The sequence below is a fragment of the Mucilaginibacter inviolabilis genome (assembly GCF_011089895.1).
GTDB classification, from domain to species: domain Bacteria; phylum Bacteroidota; class Bacteroidia; order Sphingobacteriales; family Sphingobacteriaceae; genus Mucilaginibacter; species Mucilaginibacter inviolabilis.
Genome location: NZ_JAANAT010000001.1, coordinates 237305 through 258214, shown reverse-complemented (window position 1 = coordinate 258214; position 20910 = coordinate 237305). Strand labels below are relative to the sequence as shown.

At 42.9% G+C, this 20910-nt stretch carries 12 protein-coding genes; 2 read left to right on the top strand and 10 right to left on the bottom strand.

The window, feature by feature from the left end; translation table 11 throughout:
• Window positions 1-2 precede the first annotated feature (2 nt).
• The 10 genes from G7092_RS01005 to G7092_RS00960 form a co-directional block, all read right to left on the bottom strand.
• Window positions 3-3323, bottom strand: a complete 3321-nt coding sequence (locus G7092_RS01005; protein ID WP_166085302.1) for a SusC/RagA family TonB-linked outer membrane protein — start codon at window positions 3321-3323, stop codon at window positions 3-5.
• Between the two features lie 401 nt (window positions 3324-3724).
• Entirely contained in the window at window positions 3725-4810 is a 1086-nt protein-coding gene (locus G7092_RS01000; protein ID WP_166085300.1) for a bile acid:sodium symporter family protein, read from the bottom strand.
• Between the two features lie 50 nt (window positions 4811-4860).
• The gene (locus G7092_RS00995) at window positions 4861-5784 is read right to left on the bottom strand and encodes an RraA family protein (RefSeq protein WP_166085298.1); all 924 of its coding nucleotides are present in this window, start codon (window positions 5782-5784) and stop codon (window positions 4861-4863) included.
• A 22-nt stretch (window positions 5785-5806) separates the two neighbouring features.
• Window positions 5807-7087, bottom strand: coding sequence for an amidohydrolase/deacetylase family metallohydrolase (locus G7092_RS00990; RefSeq protein ID WP_166085296.1), 1281 nt, complete (start codon window positions 7085-7087; stop codon window positions 5807-5809).
• A 105-nt stretch (window positions 7088-7192) separates the two neighbouring features.
• Entirely contained in the window at window positions 7193-8404 is a 1212-nt protein-coding gene (locus tag G7092_RS00985; protein ID WP_166085294.1) for an aminotransferase class V-fold PLP-dependent enzyme, read from the bottom strand.
• A gap of 12 nt (window positions 8405-8416) precedes the next feature.
• Window positions 8417-8872, bottom strand: a complete 456-nt coding sequence (locus G7092_RS00980) for a RidA family protein (RefSeq protein WP_166085292.1) — start codon at window positions 8870-8872, stop codon at window positions 8417-8419.
• Between the two features lie 53 nt (window positions 8873-8925).
• Window positions 8926-10461, bottom strand: coding sequence for a SusD/RagB family nutrient-binding outer membrane lipoprotein (locus G7092_RS00975; RefSeq protein ID WP_166085290.1), 1536 nt, complete (start codon window positions 10459-10461; stop codon window positions 8926-8928).
• An 18-nt stretch (window positions 10462-10479) separates the two neighbouring features.
• Window positions 10480-13884 (bottom strand): SusC/RagA family TonB-linked outer membrane protein, encoded by a 3405-nt coding sequence (locus G7092_RS00970; RefSeq protein ID WP_166085288.1) that lies wholly within the window; start codon window positions 13882-13884, stop codon window positions 10480-10482.
• A gap of 165 nt (window positions 13885-14049) precedes the next feature.
• Window positions 14050-15018, bottom strand: a complete 969-nt coding sequence (locus tag G7092_RS00965; RefSeq protein ID WP_166085286.1) for a FecR family protein — start codon at window positions 15016-15018, stop codon at window positions 14050-14052.
• A 200-nt stretch (window positions 15019-15218) separates the two neighbouring features.
• Window positions 15219-15785 (bottom strand): RNA polymerase sigma factor, encoded by a 567-nt coding sequence (locus G7092_RS00960; protein ID WP_166085284.1) that lies wholly within the window; start codon window positions 15783-15785, stop codon window positions 15219-15221.
• 351 nt (window positions 15786-16136) lie between these two features.
• Here G7092_RS00960 and G7092_RS00955 point away from each other — a divergent pair, with 351 nt between their 5' ends.
• On the top strand, window positions 16137-19217 hold the full coding sequence (locus G7092_RS00955; protein ID WP_166085282.1) for a SusC/RagA family TonB-linked outer membrane protein: 3081 nt from the start codon (window positions 16137-16139) through the stop codon (window positions 19215-19217).
• A 19-nt stretch (window positions 19218-19236) separates the two neighbouring features.
• A complete protein-coding gene (locus tag G7092_RS00950; RefSeq protein ID WP_166085280.1) occupies window positions 19237-20859 on the top strand; it encodes a RagB/SusD family nutrient uptake outer membrane protein in 1623 nt (540 codons plus the stop codon).
• Window positions 20860-20910 lie beyond the last annotated feature (51 nt).

Below are 20910 nucleotides of genomic sequence, written 5' to 3'. Positions count from 1 at the left end.
GATTAGAAGCTTGCATTAATGTTGAATCCGAAACGACGGGCTGTCTGGCTTTGAAGATCCACACTGCCGGCACCACCCACCAATGTTCTGTCAGACGCGTTATAACCGGCAGCATATTGATCAAGGTCTATATCTTTACGCGCAGCAAAGTATAACAGGTTTCTGCCTACTAAAGCAAATGATGCCTTTTTCACGAATGATCCACGCAACCATTTAGCCGGTAAATTATAACCTAAGGTAACTTCGCGCAACTTGGCGTAGGTACGGCTAATCATATAGTATTCATCAAAATTGCTGCTTATACCACTTGAAATATAGCTTTGAACAGATGTAGGTACATCGTTGGGTGCAAAAGTCAATTCACTCATATTAGTGATCTGTCCGTTGGCAAATTTGGGGGTTCCGCTAACCAGTTTCACACCCTGTCCTATGTATGATCCGGCACCGTTATTACCTAACTTACCGGTAGCTTTTACCGCATTCCAGTCGGCTAAACGGGCAACCCCATAAGCACCGCTGGCACTTTCAATTGATGTACCGCCATTATTTGATTGATAATAAGTTCTGTCATAAATTTTGCCACCTATCCTGCCATCAAACTGGAAGCTGAAAGTGACATTTTTATAACTAAAACGGTTGGTTATACCGAAAGAGAAATCGGGATTGGCGTAACCTAGCAAACCGTTTTGAGCAACACCGCCACCGGCACCTAAAGGTAAGCCGCCGCTATTTACAATATTTCCGTTTCCATCCCTTACAAATTTAGTTCCGTATATGGCATCCAATCTTTCACCTACTTTGTAAACGTGGCCGTTTTGTAATAATGATTCGTTACCGTAAATAGATTTTAAGGTTTCTTTATAGGTTGAATAGTTTACGTTAACATCCCAGTTAAGACCCGAAGCGCTTCTTAAAGGAGAACCATTTAATTGGATTTCAAAACCTTTTTTAACCGTTGTTACACCATTTACAATTTGTGATGTAAAAGTTGTAGACGGGGCTACAGGTAACTGGAAAATGTTAGGACCGTTGGTAGTATAAAATGCAGTCGCATCCAATCCTAATCTGTTTTGTAAAAACTTTAAGTCGATACCGCCTTCATATGATTTAACATCATAAGGTTTAATAGCGGAGTTAGCAATAGTATTTGAAAGCGTTACAGACGGTGTACTGTTATAAAATGTTGATGGAGATATTGGGCTTGAGTTTTGATAAGTTGGCCCATTGTATGGCGTAATTAACTCTGTTCCGTAACCTAACAGTGTGGTAGTTGATATCCCGGTTACAGCCTGGTAAGCCGAACCGATGGTAGTAGCTGTTAAACCACCCTTAACATCGGCAAATGATGCCCGGACTTTGAAAAAAGAAATAGCTTGCGGTAATGTCACATAATCTGACACAACTGTACTTAAAGATACTGAAGGATAAAAATAAGTATCATGACCTGAAGGCAAGGTAGAAAGTTTATCTACACGGCCGGTAGTGTTCAGGTTGATGTAATTTTTGTAACCCACATCAAATGAATAATAACCGCTATAAACCTGCATTTTTGAATCAAAATTATAATTGAAACCCTGGTTTATGGAGTTATTCAAGTTATATACGTTAGGAATAGAAAGATCTTTGGTACTTCCCCAGAATGAATTGTAAGTGAATGAGCGTTCGCTGGCACCCAATAATCCACCAATATTCCAGCCTTTTAAACTTTTGCTGTAGGTTAAGTTAAGATCGGTATTGTTTTCTAACGATTTTCTTTGATCCTGTCTATAATCACCATACCAGCCGGCGTACCACCAGGTAGTATATTGGTTTAAGTTGGTAGAAGCAGGAACTTGCTCAGTATTTAGCTCATTATAAGTATCTAACTGTGTGCGTAAACTCAAACTTAAATCATCTGTGAATTTATAAGTTGCCTTTAATGAACCGTATACATCGGTTTTATTACGGCCACGCAGCCATTTTTCGGCCATAAACCAGGGGCTGTTTAAACGACCGTATTCCTGAGCATATTGAACCAGATTCGGAACACCCTGCGGCCCTTTGTAAATATCTTTCAGGTCATTGATATCATAATCAGCTGAACCATAAACCTTAAACATGTAAGAGTAGCTATTAGGACCATAACTTACATCCGGTATGTTGGGTGAATATTGTATGTTGGTATTTACATTTCCTTCAACCCTCAATTTAGGCGTTACATCGTATGCCGCGCTTATGTTAAAGTTGTCAAGGTTTAATTTAGTATTGGGAAACAAACCACCCGCATAAGTATGCGTATAGGACATCCTGATATCGTAGTTTGAACCACTTGCAGCCAATGCCAGGTTATTGGTACTTGTTACGCCTGTTTGAACAAAGTTTTCAAAGTTGTTGGCTCCCCGTGCTAACCACGGCGTAGGTGTCCTGACGTTGGTAACAGGATTGTACGGACTATCATATTGTTGGATAGGCTGTCCTTCAAAACGAGGGCCCCATTCTGGTAAGCGTTGGTTATAATCGTATAACTGGTTACCATAATTATATACATAATTGGTACCACGACCGTACTCAACCTGTGCTTGTGGCAAAACAATAAATCCTTTTTCTAATTCATTCGTGCTGTTAAAATCAATTGACCAGCCTTTTTTATCTTTTGTGCCTTTTTTAGTGGTTATGATGATAGCGCCATTAATACCCCTAAAACCATAAAGGGCGGCAGCATTTGGTCCTTTTAATACGTTATATGTGTCAATATCATCAGCGCTAAAATTATAGGTATCTGAGTTTACCGGAACTCCGTCAACCACATATAATATATCCTTACTTCCGCGCAGAACTACCGTTGGTGCGCCAAAAAACTCGGCACTGGCACCTATATTTAAACCGGCAACCTTACCGGCTAATGAATTAAGCGGGTTGGCGTCGCGGGCAGTAGTCATATCACTACCTTTTATTTGTGTTGTTGAATAACCGAGTCGTTGTATTTCTTTTTTAACACCAAGGGCGGTTACTACCACTTCTGTTAATGAACGAGTATCGGCTTTTAAGGAAACGGAAATATTAGTTTCATTACCTATCACTACCTCTTGAGTAGCGAAGCCAACGGTACGGAATACCAATATTTGACCTTTGCTAACAGAGATTGTAAAACGGCCGCCCTCACTTGTAGCTGTACCTTGTTTGGTGTCTTTTATGCCTACGCTCACGCCCGGCAATGGTTGATTGGAATCATCTAAAACGATACCCCTTATCGTTAAGGTTTGTGCTTGAAGGTTACTGTAAGTAAATATGCAAACTGCAATACTAAGTAACCACTTTGAAATTTTGAGTAAACTTTGTTTCATAATGCGATTTTGATTTAGCACCATAAAACTATCGCCGTGATATTATGCAAGCATTGTTAGCACAACAACAAAAAGTTAACAAATTTTAAACAAATGATCAAAAACACTAAAAATGTTAACAATATAAATACAGAATATTACCAAATAATCAATATTATATAACAAGCAATATTTTTAACAAATGATTTATCTATAAAAACTATAGATAAGGCTTTATAAGAGAGACTTTAACAATCGAGAGCAGCAAAACAGCGCCTTTTATTTAACAACAATAATAATATTGCCCAAAATATATTTTCATATCTCAAAAAGGCCTGCAAAGTATACTTTACAGGCCTTTAATTCTTAAATCTGTTAAAATGACTAAGGTTTTTTGATATACTTTCAGAATAAATTCAAACTCAGGTAATCGTTTTTATCTCTTTAACTTCCGGATTGAGAATTGGTTTACGGTGCCAGTAATTTGCCAATAAAGAGCCGGTAATATTCATCAAGGGGCCAAACACAGCCGGGGCTAAACCAACGGTAGCTATTTTTCCCATCTCTTTTGCTAATCCGGATGCCAGGCCACCATTTTGCATCCCCACCTCTATAGCCATAGTACGGCAGTCGCGCTCATCCATTTTAAATAAACGGCCAGCCCAGTAACCGAGCGTATATCCCATCAGGTTATGGATCAGCACCAACAAAACCAACATAAAGCCGATGTTAAGCAAACTAGTCCTGCCCGCTGCAGTAATGATCACAATGATGAAAGCTATGCCGAACATGGACACCATGGGCATGGCATACTCCAGCCATTTAGCTCGTTTGAGCAAGTATTTATTAAACAAAATACCCGCGCCTATAGGCAGTATCACCATTTTGGTAATATCCCACATCATCTTATACATATCTATATGGATAAAGGTACCGCCCAAAAACTTCATGAGCATAGGAGTAAAAAACGGCGCCAGCATAGTTGAAACCGCAGTGATAGTGATTGACAAAGCTAAATTAGCTTTTGCCAGGTATGATATCACGTTAGAAGCCATACCATTTGGCGAGCAACCGATGAGGATAATGCCCGCCGCTATTTCGGGCGGAAAACCGCTTAGTTTAGCCAAGGTAAAACCAAGCGTAGGCATGATCAAAAAATGGCTGAATACACCTATGAATACTCCTTTGGGCATTTTGATAACACCGGCAAAGTCTTTTATACTCATAGACGTCCCCATACCAAACATAATAAGCTGTATGAGCGGCGTGATGAGTGCGGCCAGCTTAAACCCGCCTATCTGTATAAAATGCTGCGGATAATATAAAGCAGTAGTAACCGCCGCAAATATGATGAGCGTATAAGAAAACCCTTTGAGCTGTTTAAAGCCCCGGAATGAAATGGCCAGCGTTACGAAAAAAGCGATCAGAAAAGGGCCCGTTTCCTCCATGTTTTCCTGAAAAAAAAGCATGGCCGAAATAAGCAGGCATATCACCGATAAGCCTGCCATTATTTTATAGATATTAAAACTATTCAATTGATTACGGTTTAAGGTGTTTTTTACCAGGTTCTTTTCTCCATAAAGGCATCCAGCTGGGCACGCGTCATTTTCACTTTGCTCCCGCTTTGATCAAGCCATTTCAAAAACGCTTCGCGGATGGCTGGTGGCCATTGGCTGTCAATTTCTCCTGTACTATAGGTACCTGATTTAAGCATGGCGTGTCCAAAATCGTCACGCAAGGCAATAAATTCGGACGTGGCTACAACTTTCTCGGCCAAATGAGCCGGAATAAACAGCACACCTTCCTTTTCAGAAATAACCAGATCACCTGGCAATACGATAGCATGTCCTATTCTGATGGGGGTATTCAAACCCATCAATACCATCTCTTCCAGGTAGGACGGATCAAAATCACGAACAAAGGCATTGAACCCGGGAATACTCTTCAAACCCTGCAAATCGCGGGCAGAGCCATCAAAAATCACCCCATTGCCCGATTTATTGAATATGGAATTACCCAGGTTATCACCTATGAGGGTGCCACCTCTTATTTTACCAAAGCCATCGGCTACATATACATCACCTTTTTTGAGCACATCAATTGGCCAGGCGTTGGTATTACCTTTCCTGCCATCCTTTGCACCCTGTGCTTTGATATTTTTTTCGATATCAGGTCTACTGGGCATAAACATGGCGGTCACCACGCGGCCAATTACGGGTACATCATCGTTCACCAATTTCCAATTACCCTCAAATTGGTTGTTATACCCTTCGTTACGTAATACGGTCCAGGCTTCTTCAATACCGATGTGTTTAGCCCGTTCCAGCAGATCATCAGGTATTTTGGGGCGGCCATCTTCAAAACGCTCACCTTTCCATTCAGAGGTATAAAATATCAGTTGTTCTTTCGATATGGTTTGCGCCCTCGCTCCGCCGGCGTAAAACAATAATACAGCAAAGCAGATCTTAAAAATGTTTCTCATTTGTTTATAGGTTTATCATTGGTTATTGAACTCTGGCAAGTGACTTGTTATTGGGTATTCTTGGAGCTTCGATCGGTGTAGCGATGCCGTTCAGGTCATATACTATCCTACCGGCCCTAACGGTCATTTCACATTCCAGCTTTTTATCGGCAGTAATTTTATACCCGGTATAGTCAAACAAACCAAATTTACCTTTCCTGATACTTAAAATAGCAATATCGGCATCTGAGCCTACAGAAAGGTTGCCCAGTTCTTCATGCTTAATTTCTTTGGCCGGATTGGAGGTGCTCACCCGTATCACTTCATAAAGATCCATCCCGATATTCAGGAATTTAGACATCGTAGTGAGCATATCCTTCATGGCATTGTTCATGCTGCCGGTATGGATATCCGTACTGATGGAATTTGGGAAAAAGCCCTCTTTGGCTGCTGGGATAGCCTGCGAAAAGGTAAAACTGATACCGCCATAGCCCACATCAAAATAAATACCGCGCTTGCGGGCCTCCCATACAAAGGGCTTTATTTTCTGAGTGGCAAGGTCGACAATATACTCCCTGCTATCCAGCTGCCCAAAACAGTGGGTAAAAATATCGCCGGGGCGCAGGTGCTTCATAAACAGTTCTTCGATAGACAATGGCGGATTACTGCCGCCAAAATCTATCATTACCGGCAGGCCGCCAGCCATGTTGCCAGCTTCTACGGCATGATCAACCGGTGTCCATTCATGACCTTCATAGTGCGCCACTTTAAAACCAACCACAATGTTCCGGTAACGGCGGGCAACCAGCGCCGCCATTTTAGAGTCCATATCGTTGGCGTTTTGCTCGTAACCAGCACGCATACCTTCGCCCACAATATTGATAAAAGCCAATACCCGCGTTTGCGATTGATCAATAGTTTGGGCCTTGAAAGTTGGAAAAGTTCGCCAGCCCGAACTGCCGGCATCCACTACGGTAGTAACACCATTGCGAAAGGTAAAACCATCCGGCGGTAAAGCCAGGTTACCGTTTTCATACTGATGATCGGGCTCCGTACCATAAAAATTGTGGGTGTGGATATCGATGAGTCCTGGCGTAACATACATGCCGGTAGCGTCAACCACCTGCAATCCCAGTTTGGGGTTGATGTTTTTAGCTACCAGCGCTATTTTGCCATCTTTTACCGCTATATCCATTTCTTCATCAATGTTGTTTTTAGGGTCCATCACATGGCCTCCTTTGATAACCACGTTATAGGACTGTGCTTGTAATGTTGTAATAGCCAGGCCCATGGCCGCTATTACCAGGAATATTCTTTTTTGCATTTCAAATCATTTTTAATTTAAATAATGCAGGAAACCTGGGGCAATAGTTATCCTGTCAGAGCAGAAATACCTACTCCGTAAAGCAATACATAATTGTAAATCAGCTTAAACCGCCTGTTGTAAAATAGCCTTTACCCGATTGGCAACTACATCAATCTGGTCGGGCCTTAACAGCACCACTCCAATAACCAAGGCGTCATCATGCCTGTTGGCAACTATACTTGGCGTGCCGCTTTTTAGAGCGGCCAGTACATCCTTAGGGTTGGTTCTTACTTTGGTTTGATCCCAGCTTACATACAGGCTCGGAAAAGCATTCGCCGGACCAGGGTTTACAACCACCTCGGTTTTTACCGTCGAAACTGTTTCCAACGTATTACCTATGCGCTTTGCCCGCTGCAGCCAGTCGTCCCATTCTTTATGATGGTCTTTTTCCAGGTACGCTTTTAGTGCCGCGTACATGCCAAACATTTCCTCCTTGTTCACTTTCATGGGTCTGCCTATCGGTGCCTCATTGGGGCTATGGTTGAGTCTGGCCGCGGTGATCAGATCCTTCCTGCCAAATAATAAACCAGCGCTCTGTGGCCCGTGAATCATTTTACCACCCGAAAAGGTGACCAGATCAAAGCCTATCTTTTGAAACTTAAACAAATTCTCCACCGGTGGCACGTCTGCTGCAGCATCAATAAATGTAGGGATGTTATGTTTCTTAGCGATCCGTACAAACTCTTCATGGGTAATACTGCTTTTCTTTTCGCTGGCATTAAAGAACAGGGCCATTACCGTGTTGCTGTTGATGGCGTTTTCCATGCCCTCAGGTCCATCAACCTCAACAATTCTGGCACCTGTGGTACTTACGGCCTGGTCAAACAGGTAGCGGTGCGTTTTCTGCATAATCACCTCTGGTCGTGCTCCGGGTAAATTGGGAAGTTGCTTTATTTTCGATTGATCGGTGCCCGTTATAGCCGCTGCGGTACCTAAGACTATAGCGCATGATGCACCTGAAGTTACCATGGCCGCTTCTACATGCAGCATTTCGGCTATTTTACCTCCTACCTTATCCTGCAGCTCATACATGTTGGCAAAATCATGCGAGGTGGAATTGATAGCATCCAATACCTCCGGCAACATCAGCGAACCCGATAAAAAGGTCATGGTTACCCCGGCATTTATAACCGGGGTAACATCAAGTTCCTTAAAAAAATCGCGTTTAGGTGCAGGTTTTGATGTAGGTGTCGTATGTAAAGCCGCCGCTCTCCCTATCAATCCACTGGTTAAAGGGAGTATAGTGAGGCCTTTTAAAATATCTCTGCGTTTCATATACTGACATGATTATATGTAAGCGATGCAATCCATTTCAACCAGAGAGTTTCCTGGTACACCACCCTTGGCAACAGCTACGGTTGTGCGTACCGGCGGATTTTTACCAAACCGGCCCTTGTAAACATCATTCATGCCCTGGTAATCGGCAATATCATTCAGAAAAACGCTGACTTTTAAAACCTTTTCCATTGATGAGCCCGCTTTTTTGAGCTCTTTCTCCAGCTCCTGCAATACGATTTCGGTGTGTGCCTTGATCTCGAAAGGTTCCACATGGGCACCTTTACCCGCTATAAAAATCATATTGCCCAGTTTGGTTGAGCCCGAAAACAGGGGTACATCCTGATGTGTGGTAATGTTATTCACTTCTTTTTCATCATTGTTTACAACTCCGGCTTTTGCAAAGCCAAATAGTGAAATACCTGCCGCCGAAGCCAGCAGTTTTTTTAAGATCGATCTTCTTTCCATGGTTATGTTATTTTTTAGGTTATGTATAATTTAAAATTGAATGACGCCTGGTATTAAGGGCGATCCCACCACATACGGGTCAGGAATTCATCAGGACCCTGGCGTGCGATGGCTGCGTTATAATTAGCTGTATTTAAATTTTGCTCGGTAGTTGGATAAAGCATCCGCCGGAATATTTTACCTCCTGTAGCGTTGCCTACGTAGTTATTAGGCACCAATGCCGGGTAACCTGTACGCCTGTAACTGGCAAATACTTCCTGCGAATTAGGAAATACCCCCACCCAGAATTGCGTATAGATTTGCTCCATCTGTGCGTTAAACGAAGCAGTGGTATTTAACCGGTGATAACTCAGGTAAGTTTGGATTTGATTAGTGCTGATTACCCCTTGTGCCCCAAACAGCGCCCATTGCCGCATCGAAGCACTGATGCCGTTTTCATATAAAGTACTGGCACTGGAGGTAGTATACCAGCCACGTAAGGCAGCTTCGGCCAGTAAAAAGTTGGTTTCGGCATTGGTGAGTAACAGGTATGGACTATTGAGCTGTAAAATAGTATTGGGATTAGGTTCTGAATAAGTTACGAATACAGCATCAGCAGGTTTAGCGCTCAGGCTTGATGACATTCCTTTTTGTATCGCAGCTGTGGTATCGGCAACTTTGTTTAACCAAACCACAGAAACGGCCGCCAGTCGGGGGTCTTTATTGGTTTTCAAATAGTTAATAAACACATCCTGGTATTTGCCGCCTTCGGGGTTACTGGTACCATTTGCGCCTATATAATCAGCGTTAAGCATATTGAGGGCAAGTGGGTTTTTGTTGATATCCTGCCCGGCAGAAACATAACCGTTTACTTTAGCTATATCTGCATCAGCAGTGATCACACCACCGGCGATGGCTTTGCGTGCCCATGTTTCGGCACCGGCAATATCTACTTTGGTCATGCGCATAGCGCAGCGCAACATCAGGGAGTAGGCAAACTTTTTCCATTTAGTTACATCGCCGTTATAAATCAGGTCTGCGGCGCCAAATGTTGGTTTAGCGGCATTAAAAGCTGCGGCGGCCTCGTCCAGTTCTTTTAACATATCGGCATAAATATTTTTCTGTTCATCATATGCAGGCATGTAAATAGCATCGGTATATCCTTTGCCTGCCTGAGAATATGGAATATCACCGTACAGATCTGTAATGCGGCTAAAGCAGTAAGCACGCCATATCCTGGCTGCAGACAACAAATTAACTTGATCCGGATTGCTTTTAACCGACGTAATTACCTGGCTTATCTCGTTAATCTCTTTAGGATAAGCAGTGTTAAACACTACCCATGACTGTGAGCTCTGGCTCAGCACGTACTTGGCGCCAAATCCGGCCACATCATTATAACTAGTGGTATACTGCATGGTACCTTGCAGTAGCACCTGAACATCGCCGGCTCCATCTAATACGGCTTTGGTAAATACAAAAGCAGGTGTAGGGTTAGCAGATGAGTTGGGATTGGTATTGATCGCCTCAAAATTTTTGTCGCACCCTTGCAAGCCAATACAGACTATCGATAGTAAGACTATCAATCTGGGAATAAAATATTTTTTCATAATGGTGGTTTTTCTGAATTAAAATTTAACCATGAGATTTAATCCATAGCTTCTTGTTCTGGGCAGACCGAATGATTCGAAACCCTGACTGGAGCCATTGGTAAAGCTCGATTCCGGGTCGAAATTGTCCGTTTGCTTATAAATAGTTAGCAGGTTACGCGCAACAAATGATACAGAGGCGTTTTGAACGTTGATAGCTTTCAGGAGATCGGCCGGAATGTTATAGCTGAATATAACCTGACGAAGTTTTACAAAGCCACCATCGTGCAAAAACAATTCTGAGTAGGACTTATAATTGTCATAATAACTGCGCAGGTTTGATACAGGTACTGTTCTGGAATATGGGTTACCGGCCTGGTCAACACCGCTCAATTGCAAACCGTTTTCTCTGCCCGGCAAGGTTGTTTTCATTAAACCTAAACGGGTACCATAAACCTCCATTAATGAGAATATCTTATTGCCGAACTTACCGTCAAGCAGTACATTTAAGGAGAACCGCTTGTAGCGAAAGTCATTAGACCAACCCATGGTTATCGGTGCAACGCCCTTGCCCAGGGTTTGCAGGCCTGTGGCAACAGGTAAACCGGTAGTAGCATTAAATACGGTTTGACCATTAGCATTTTTCAGGATACGGGTGCCTACTATTGAACCATATGACTGGCCAACTATATTGTTAATATATGCCCAACCATTAACCGATGAGGCCATCTGGATTTGATTAAGACCCGCGGCCAGCCTTACCACTTCATTTTTGTTATAAGCAAAGTTATAACTGGTATTCCAGCTAAAACTGCCGGCTTTTACAGGGGAGCCGCTGAGTAACACCTCAATACCTTTGTTGCTCAGCTCGCCTACATTTAAGACCACGTTGTTGTAGCCTGTGGTTCCAGAGATAGCTGTTGAAACAATATCATTGGTGGTTTTACGGTTATACAGGGTCACATCAAAACTTAACCGGTTGTTAAACAAGCGTGCCTCAATACCTCCTTCTGTTGTGGTGGACGTATATGGACGAAGCGTTGAATTGGAAATGGTTGTACTGGAAACATTTTGTATGGGCTGACCTGAACTTGGCACCATAATAAATGCCTGATTGATCTGGTATGGACTTGGTGCACCACCACCCACCTGTGCATAGGAAGCCCGTAGTTTGGCATAGCTGATCACCTGCGGCAACTTAAATGCCTCCGAAAGTACAAAGCTACCACCAACCGAAGGATAAAAAAGACTATTATTCTTTGGGCTCAGTGTTGAAAACCAATCCTGGCGACCGGTTACGGTTAGATAAGCAAAATTCTTGTAAGCAATATCAGCCGATCCCATTAATGAATTGATGGCTGTTTTGTTATTGGTGGGCGTAGTTGAAATGGTTGAAAGATTAGTTGAACTGTAGAAATAAGGAATGATATAATTGCTACCCGTGATGTTGCTTTCATTATAAACAGAACGCTGCTGATTGCCGCCAACAAAGGCTGTTAAAGCAAAATCCTTGGTTACTTTGCCATTGTAGTTAAGTGTTAATAATCCGTTAGTTTCGGAAGCGTCAACTTTCAGTTCGCTGTACTGCCCGTTGGGGACATACAAGGTACCTGTAGGCAGGATATATTTGTAATTGTAGGAATAAAAGTCGCGGCTTACCACGCCTTTTAAGGATAGGTTTTTAACAATCTCGTAGGTAAGGCCCGCCTGCCCGATGAACCTGTTCTTGATGTCATTTTCCTTAAACTTGTTAACCACAAAGTAGCTGTTTGATGCAATAGAGGCATCGTTCCAGGCAATTTCATTACCGTTGGCATCATAACCGGGTTTTAACCACCTTATATCGGCCGTATTGGCAATCATATAAGGTGTCCAGTTGGGATTTCCTAAAGCATCGCCTGCAGTAGCTCTGTTATGCGCGTTTTCAACGTTGTACTGTGCCAGCGCCTCCAGGTTGATTCGTTTGCCCAACTTACTGTTAAGGCTCAGGTTGCCGGTTTTACGGTTATAATCCGTATTAGGGAGTATACTTTTACTATTAAGATCCGAAGCGGAGAAACGGTAATTAATAGCTTCGGTACCGCCGGTAAAAGCCAGCGTATTGGTAAATGTAGAGCCGGTTTGATAAAAGTTTTTGATATTATCTTTCTGCGCACTATAGGGGTGTGTCAATCCATCCGCAGCAACGTATGGTGAGCCATCTATCTTTGCCCCGAAAGAGCGGCGGCCTGTTTGGATAGCCTCGCCTTGTGTAGTTGGCTTTACACCGTTATCGCCCTGCCCATATTCATATTGCCAGTCGGGAAAAACTGCGGGGGTTTCCATAGTATAAGAGGAATTATAATCAACGCCGATACCTTTTTGCGCGCGACCTTTTTTGGTGGTAATTAATATAACACCGTTAGCAGCTCTTGCGCCATAAAGCGCAGCCGCTGTACCACCTTTTAGTACGCTGATAGATTCAATATCATCGGGGTTGATCCCGGCGATACCATCGCCGCGGTCAACGTTACCGGCACTGCCATTGGTTGTGGCACTGCCACCAGGCACCGAGTTCTCCAGCGGCATTCCGTTAATTACATACAGGGGCTGATTGCCGCCTCCCAAAGAGCCATTACCACGGATAATAACCCTGCTTGACCCACCCGGGCCTGTTGACAGCCCAGTGGCATTTACACCAGCAACTTTACCGGTAAGCGCATTAGCCACATTGTTTTCGCGGGCCTGTGTAAATTCATCACCCTTTACTTCGGTAACAGAATAAGCCAGGGCTTTGCGCTGGCGCGATATACCCAAAGCGGTAACAATCACCTCATTGAGCTTACTTGATTCTTCCTGCAGCCGAACATCGATGGTTTTACGGTTTCCAACCACAATTTCCTGGGTCAGGTACCCTATTGATGAAAATATAAGCACTGTATTACCATCGGGTACATTAATACTATATCTTCCATCGGCGCTGGTGCTGGTTGCAATTGTGGCTCCTTTAATCCGCACGGTTACCCCGGGCAGCGGACCGGTATTATCAGTAACCCTGCCAGACACTTGCTGGGCCAGGTTTTTTTGAATTACCTGAATAGCTGAGGTCTGCTTTTTTTCGATCAGGATCATATTGCCCGATAGTTGATATTCCATGCCCAGGGGATCAAATATCTTGGATAATACCAGGCTCAGTTTTTCGTTTTTTACATCGATGGTAACCGTTTGATCTGTAACTATTTCGTTACTAAAAACAAAACTCAGCTTAATGGCCTTATTTATTTGCTTTAGTACATTTTTTACAGGCATGTTTGTCACCTTTAGCGATATGGGAGTGTCCAGGTCCTGTATAGAGTGGATAACCGCGCTGGTTTTGAAGAAACAGACAGATAGGAAACCTGTAATTATGACTATCCTGTTTACAGCTTTACGCAGCCGATTAGAGGACAATATTTTTTTTGTCATATATTTGAAGAAAATTTATAGTAATTAAATGCCCTTGCGGGAGCTATGAATTATCTGAGCCTTGGCTCGGTAGGGTTGGATGTGCTGGAATCACATTCAACCTTTTTTATGTCGTCGTTGTATATTTCTATAGGCAATCGGGTTTAACGGTTATTATTCTGTTTATTAAAATAAGGTGTATACACTTTTATCTACATGGTACCGCGCATGCGTAAGCCGGGTAATTCCATTCAAAATATCAGGCAGGCTTTGATTCTGGAATATTGCTGTAATATGCCTGGAGGCTATCCGCCGATTATTGATTTCTATCTTCACTGCATATTTATTGCTTAACGCAACGGCCACATCCGCTAGGGTGGCGTCCTCAAATATCATTTTATCATCCATCCAGGCTATAGCATCCGTTGGATCGGCCATCCTGCTAACTATTAAGCTTTGGTTCTTTTGGTCAGTTATTGCACATAAGCCTGGTGTAAGTAAAGCATGGGCTTTGCTGCTTTCATCAACAACACCAACCTTGCCGGTTAAAACCGTTACTTTTTGGGGCTTTTGCTCATTGTAAGCACTAACAGTAAATGTTGTACCCAAAACCTGTGTTCTTAATGCTCCGGAGTAGATGATAAAAGGTTTCTTGCTATCATGTACCACATCGAAATAAGCCTCTCCCTTTAAATAAACAATTCTTTGTCCGTTGCTGAATTTTTCAGGATAACGTAAAGAGCTATTGGCGTTCAGGGTAACATGGGTGCCATCGGCTAAAATGATCACTTTGGTTTTAGCAGGCAAAGATTGAGCGGTTAAATACTGGATACCGGTATCTGTTTTTTTATAAAAACTGATGGTACAAATCAGGAGCGCCAGAGCAATACAGGCGGCATACTTTAACCATACTTGTGTATGATAACGTTTAGGCGTTTTTTCTTTGATACGTGCGGAAATATCGGCCCACTTTAATTTATTTTCAACAGGCGAATGTGCCGATCTTTCCCAATTGGCTTTCAGTGCTTCATCAAAATCATCATTATTGGGCGAAGCTTTGATGGCCAGCATCAGCTCATCAAACTCCTCCGGGGTGCAGGCATTGTTGATATATTGATTTAATAAGTATGCTTTTCTTTGCTTAGTGTTCATCATTAACGGTGTGATTACATTAAAGACACAGCAAACTCACAAACAGACTAATCAAAATGAAAATTTTATTTTTTTTATTTTAACATTCTAAAAATGTTATTCCCCCCTGCATTAAAACAAGAGAATATAACCTATCCATAATTACTTCCCGATAAAATAAAAAAGCAATCATACCCATCAATAAATCTATTCTTTTTTGATAGCTATAACTTAACGATCATGAAAATAAGGATAAGTGTTGGATCGATACCATGCTGCGTAAGATATCCTTTTATAGAGGCTAATGCAGATAGCAGATGATTTTTGACGGTATGTTTTGATAAGTTTAACTGCGACGCGATATCGTCATAACTCAGATCGTTGTTTTTGCTCAGTTCATAAACCAACCTGCGCTGCGGTGATAATTTGCTCACCGCCGCATGAATCAGTTGCTGGCATTCAGACAATTGCACCGCCGATTCGGTATCGTTATAGCCAGCCACAGCAACCTGCATTAAGTGGTTGGTGAGCCGCATATCGCTTGCGGCCTTTCTTAAATAATTTAAAGAGTAGTTACGAACAATAGTATAAATGTATCCATCCAGGTTTTTTACGCTATTAAGTACTTCGCGATTCTGCCAGATCCTGATAAATATTTCCTGGGTAATTTCCTCTGCTGCGTAATGCGATTTTGCTAAAGCATAAACCTGGGCATAAACCTGGCGGTTGTATGTTTCAAATACCCGTCTGAATTCAAACTCTGAATATGTTTTCGGGATATCGCTTTTCATTAAATCAGCAGCAGGAGTCTTATAGGGTTAATAGTGATAAAAAATTTTATCTAATATAATGAAGGTTTTATTCATTTCAACAAATCATTACAAATTTCTAACACCCTGTTGATGTTATATTAACGTAATGCCTTACAGGTAACGTAAAAAGTTAATCCATTAGCTTATTGGGGCAGATAACCAGCTTATATCTCCTTCATTTTTGCGCAAAAAAGCCCCGTTCAGAAGCCCTCTTTTATGGAGTTCAGGGTCAAAACTCCAAAGCATTCAAAAATAAATTTGTTTGTATTTAAAAAGTTACTACTTTTATTTTAGAATAGACCAGAATAGACCACTTAATTTAAACTTGTTATGAAAAGAAAAGTACCTAAAACCCTGGGACTTGTTATGCTTTGCTGTGTTTTGCTGCTCAGCTTTCAACAAGGTTTCTCCCAACAACTTAAAACCATTTCGGGCCATGTTAAAGATGAACAGGGCCTGCCTATGCCTTCTGTCAGCGTGAGTCTTGCCGGCACCTCTCAAGGCACCATTACCGATGTCAATGGATCTTTCAAAATCAGCGCACCTGAAAACGCTACCCTGGTGTTCTCCTTTTTGGGTTATGAAAAACTAACAATAAAGGTTACGGGCAGCTGGGATGGCAATGTGGTGATGACAGAAGATAAAAAAACCAGAAATTTGAGTGAAGTAGTGGTAGTGGCTTACGGCACGCAAAAAAAGGCCAACCTTACCGGCTCCGTATCGGCAATTGGGGCAAAAGAATTGCAGGACCGGCCGGTTACCAACCTGAACGATGCGTTACAGGGTACTATGGCCGGGGTTACGGTTACCACAACAGGCGGACAGCCTGGTACAACCGGAAACATTAATATACGCGGTATAGGTACACTGAATAACAGCACCCCTATGGTAGTTATTGATGGTATTATCGGTAATTTATCAGATGTAAACCCCAATGATGTACAATCTGTTTCTGTATTAAAAGATGCGGCTTCGGCGGCGATATACGGATCACGGGCTGCCAATGGGGTTATATTGGTTACTACCAAACGAGGCAAAGGCGGCAAAATGCAGGTAAATTATACCGCCTACGCAGGCAAGCAAAAGCCTACCAATCTGCCCGATTTTTTACCTTCCTGGCAGGCAGCTACCCTATATAACCAGGCACTGGCAAACGAAGGTCAGGCACCGTACTGGACGGCGAATGACATTACCTTATTTAAAAACCAAACCGACCCGGATACACATCCTAATACCGATTGGCAGGGCTTTTTGTATAAAGGGAGCGGGTTTCAGCAAAATCACGCTGTTAACATCAGCGGTGGAGATGAGAAAACTCAATATGCTTTCTCTATGGGCTATTTTCAACAGGATGGTATCATACAAAAATCAAACTATAAAAGATACTCCACCCGTATGAACCTCAATTCGGCCCTCACCAAAAACTTTAGTGTAAATGCCAACCTGTCGTTTTTATATGCCCCTACCCAGGCACCAGATGGTTTAGGCGGCGGGGATATAGGCGGTATTATTGGTACAACAGCAGCCATGAGCAGCACGGTTGTCAATCAATATAAAAATGGTGTTTATAATTACCTTTCTTTTGGTAACCCAATTTCCTGGCTTAATTCACCAGGCTATAACAATAACCAAAACTCTCTTTTTACCGGCAACGCAGGGGCTGATTGGGAACCTGTTAAAGGACTCCATTTTAAACCATCATTCTCCTACCGCTATAACACAAACCCGGCCCAGGAGTTTAAACCCGCAGATATTTATTATGACCCCAAGAATCCAAGCGTGGTGCAAGCAACTATCAGCCAAAGTTCTATAGCCAATACTAATGCCATCAATAGCTACTACAACCTGCAGGCATTATTAGAATATGACAGGCATTTTGGCAAACACAGCATTGATATATTGGCCGGTAGCTCACAGGAATTAACAACCTATCAGTATCTATATGCGTACAGGCAAAATTTCCTCAACAGCTCTTTATCGCAAATAAACGCGGCACCATCCTTAGGGCAGCAAAATGCAGGCACTTCCAGTCAGCTAGCCCTCCTATCGTATTTTGGCCGTGCCAGGTATTCTTATGATGACAAGTACCTGTTTGAAGCCAATCTGCGCGATGATGGTTCGTCCCGGTTTGCCAACGGACAACGATGGGGCGTTTATCCATCATTCTCTGCCGGCTGGAATATTTCGAAAGAATCATTTTTCGGTTCCTTATCAAATGTTATCCCTCTGCTTAAACTACGGGGTTCCTGGGGTAAACTAGGTAATCAAACGCTCGGTACTACAAACGGCCTTAATGTCCCTTTTGCTTATCCGGCGGTTTCGGTTATATCAAGCGGGCAGAATTACTCGTTCAACCAAACCCTTGCCCCTGGTATCGCCTTAAACAACGGCGCCAATCCGGCTATTACCTGGGAAAAAACGACTACGACAGATGTGGGAGTAGATATGGAGCTTCTGAATAGTAATTTAAGTTTCACTGCCGACTATTTTGTAAAAAACACCAATGGCATACTGTTGCAATTACCTGCCAGCAGTGTTTATGGCTTTACTACACCTTATCAAAATGCGGGTGCGGTACGTAACTCAGGCTGGGAACTCTCCGCGGCGTACAGAAACAAAATTGGTAATGTATCCTACAATATTGCTGTTAACGCATCCTTCATCACCAATAAAATAACCGATCTGGCAGGTACAGGCTCTATTTCAAGCGGAAGAGTTGTGGGTTACCCGCTCCAGGCATTTTACGGATACCAGGTAGAAGGTATTTTCCAGACACAACAACAGGTGAATGACCACGCCAAACAAAGCGGCGGTGTTATTGGCCCCGGCGATTTGATGTACAAAGACATCAGCGGGCCAAATGGCAAGCCAGATGGCGTTATTGATGGTAACGACCGCGTATACCTGGGATCGCCTTTCCCAAAAACCACATTTGGTTTTACACTGGGGGCCGGCTGGAAAGGATTTAACGTGAGCGGCTTTTTCCAGGGCGCATTAGGCGTGAAGAACTATGTACAGGGTTTTGAATTGGGTTCATTACAACAAGCTAACATTGGCAACCCAACCACAGCTTTACTAAATGCCTGGACACCAACCAATACATCGGCCACATTCCCGCGTCTGTGGTCAACCTATACGCAAAATAACCCGCAAAATTTTGTATCATCCTTTTGGGTAAGAAATGCTTCTTATTTAAGATTAAAGAATTTATTGGTGAGTTATACGCTACCGGCTAACACGCTTGCCAAACTGGGTGTAAAAGGCGTTAAGATTTATTACAGCGGGCAAAATATCCTCACATTCACCAGCTTCTACAAATGGGTTGACCCCGAAACCAATGCCGGGAATAACGCTTACGGATCATACCCGCAGCTAAAAACAAATACCCTGGGTGTTGAGGTAACATTTTAATTATTAAAAAATTACTCCAATGAAATATCTATTCATAACCATAATTATTTTAGCCACGATGGCATCATCGGGCTGTAAAAAGGATTTCCTTGACAGGGCTCCTTTAGATTCTTATACCAATACCGTATTATGGAAATCATCTGGCGACGTGCTCGCGGCGCTCAATGGCTGCTACTCCAAATGGGGGGGCGGCAATAACGGCTATTACGGAATTTTTGCTGATAATAATTCCGATAACACCTTTGACCAGTTTCCCTGGGAAAACTGGCTGGCCCTGTCCGCAGGTATCGCTACGCCAACCAATCCGGGCTATACAAAATGGAACTATAGCTGTATACAAACCTGTAACTGGTTTTTAGATAATGTAGGCGCTGCCACTATGGATGCAACACTTAAAGCCCGTACCATTGCCGAAGCTCGTTTTTTACGGGCCTATGAGTATTTTACGTTGAGCCAGTTATACGGATCTGTTCCGCTGGTTGAGCATAATTTAACACCGGATGCGGCTAACAAAGTAACTCAATCATCAAAAACCGATGTGGTTAAGTATATATTAAACGAGCTTACCGCTATTGCTCCGGATTTGCCGGTTAGTTATTCCGGTTCAGACATCGGGCGTATTACCCGCGGCGCCGCTATAGCTTTAAAAGCCAGGATAGAATTGTTTAACCAAATGTACCCGCAATGTATAGCCGATTGTCAGCAACTAATGACCGCGCCGTTTACTTACAGCATCTACCCTAGTTATGTTAACCTTTTCCGTCAGCCTTTTGCCGACAATCAGGAAGTAATACTGGATGTTCAGTTTAAAGCAAGCGATAATAATTTTGGCTGGGCCAGAAATATGACCATCAATTCATTAGGCGGTTATAACTCCATTGCTCCTACACAAAACCTGGTAGATGCTTATGAAACAACCAATGGTAAAACTATTGATGATCCGGCATCGGGATACAATCCTGCCCAGCCCTATCAAAACAGAGATCCCCGGCTTACCGCAACTGTATTTTATCCTGGCGCACAGTACAGCAGCAAACTGCCTTATGGTTTTTATTATGACCCGATTTCATCCAGCCCCAAAACCCTGGATCATTGGGGCGATAACAACTGCAGTCCTTCGGCTTATGGCTTACGTAAGTACACTCCTTTTATTGCCGACTTCCCGAACCTGGACCAGGTAGGTATGGATGTTATTTTGATACGCTATGCCGAAATAAAGCTGATGGATGCAGAAGCCAAAATTGAAAGTAACAAAATAGATGCTTCGGTATATGATGACATCAATGCTGTACGGCAGCGACCAGATGTAAACCTGCCCGCTGTAGATCAGTCCAGGTACAACGACCAGAACAGTCTCCGCACATTACTGCGCAGGGAAAGAAGGGTTGAACTGGCTGTTGAAGGTCTTCGCTGGTTTGATATACAACGCTGGCAGATTGGCCAGCAGGTAATGAACGGGCAGGTAACAGGCAGTTTACTGGGCACTGTGAACCAAACAACCGGCGCACTTACCCTAACACCTGGAACAACCATAAAAGTAGGAGCCGCACGCGTATTTGACCCGGCAAAAAACTACCTGTGGCCAATCCCGCAGACAGAGATAGATTTAAACAAAAGCCTGAAGCAGAATCCTGGCTATTAATTAAAATAACAACGTGTTTAGTGATTGAAAGAATATGATCATACGATGTAA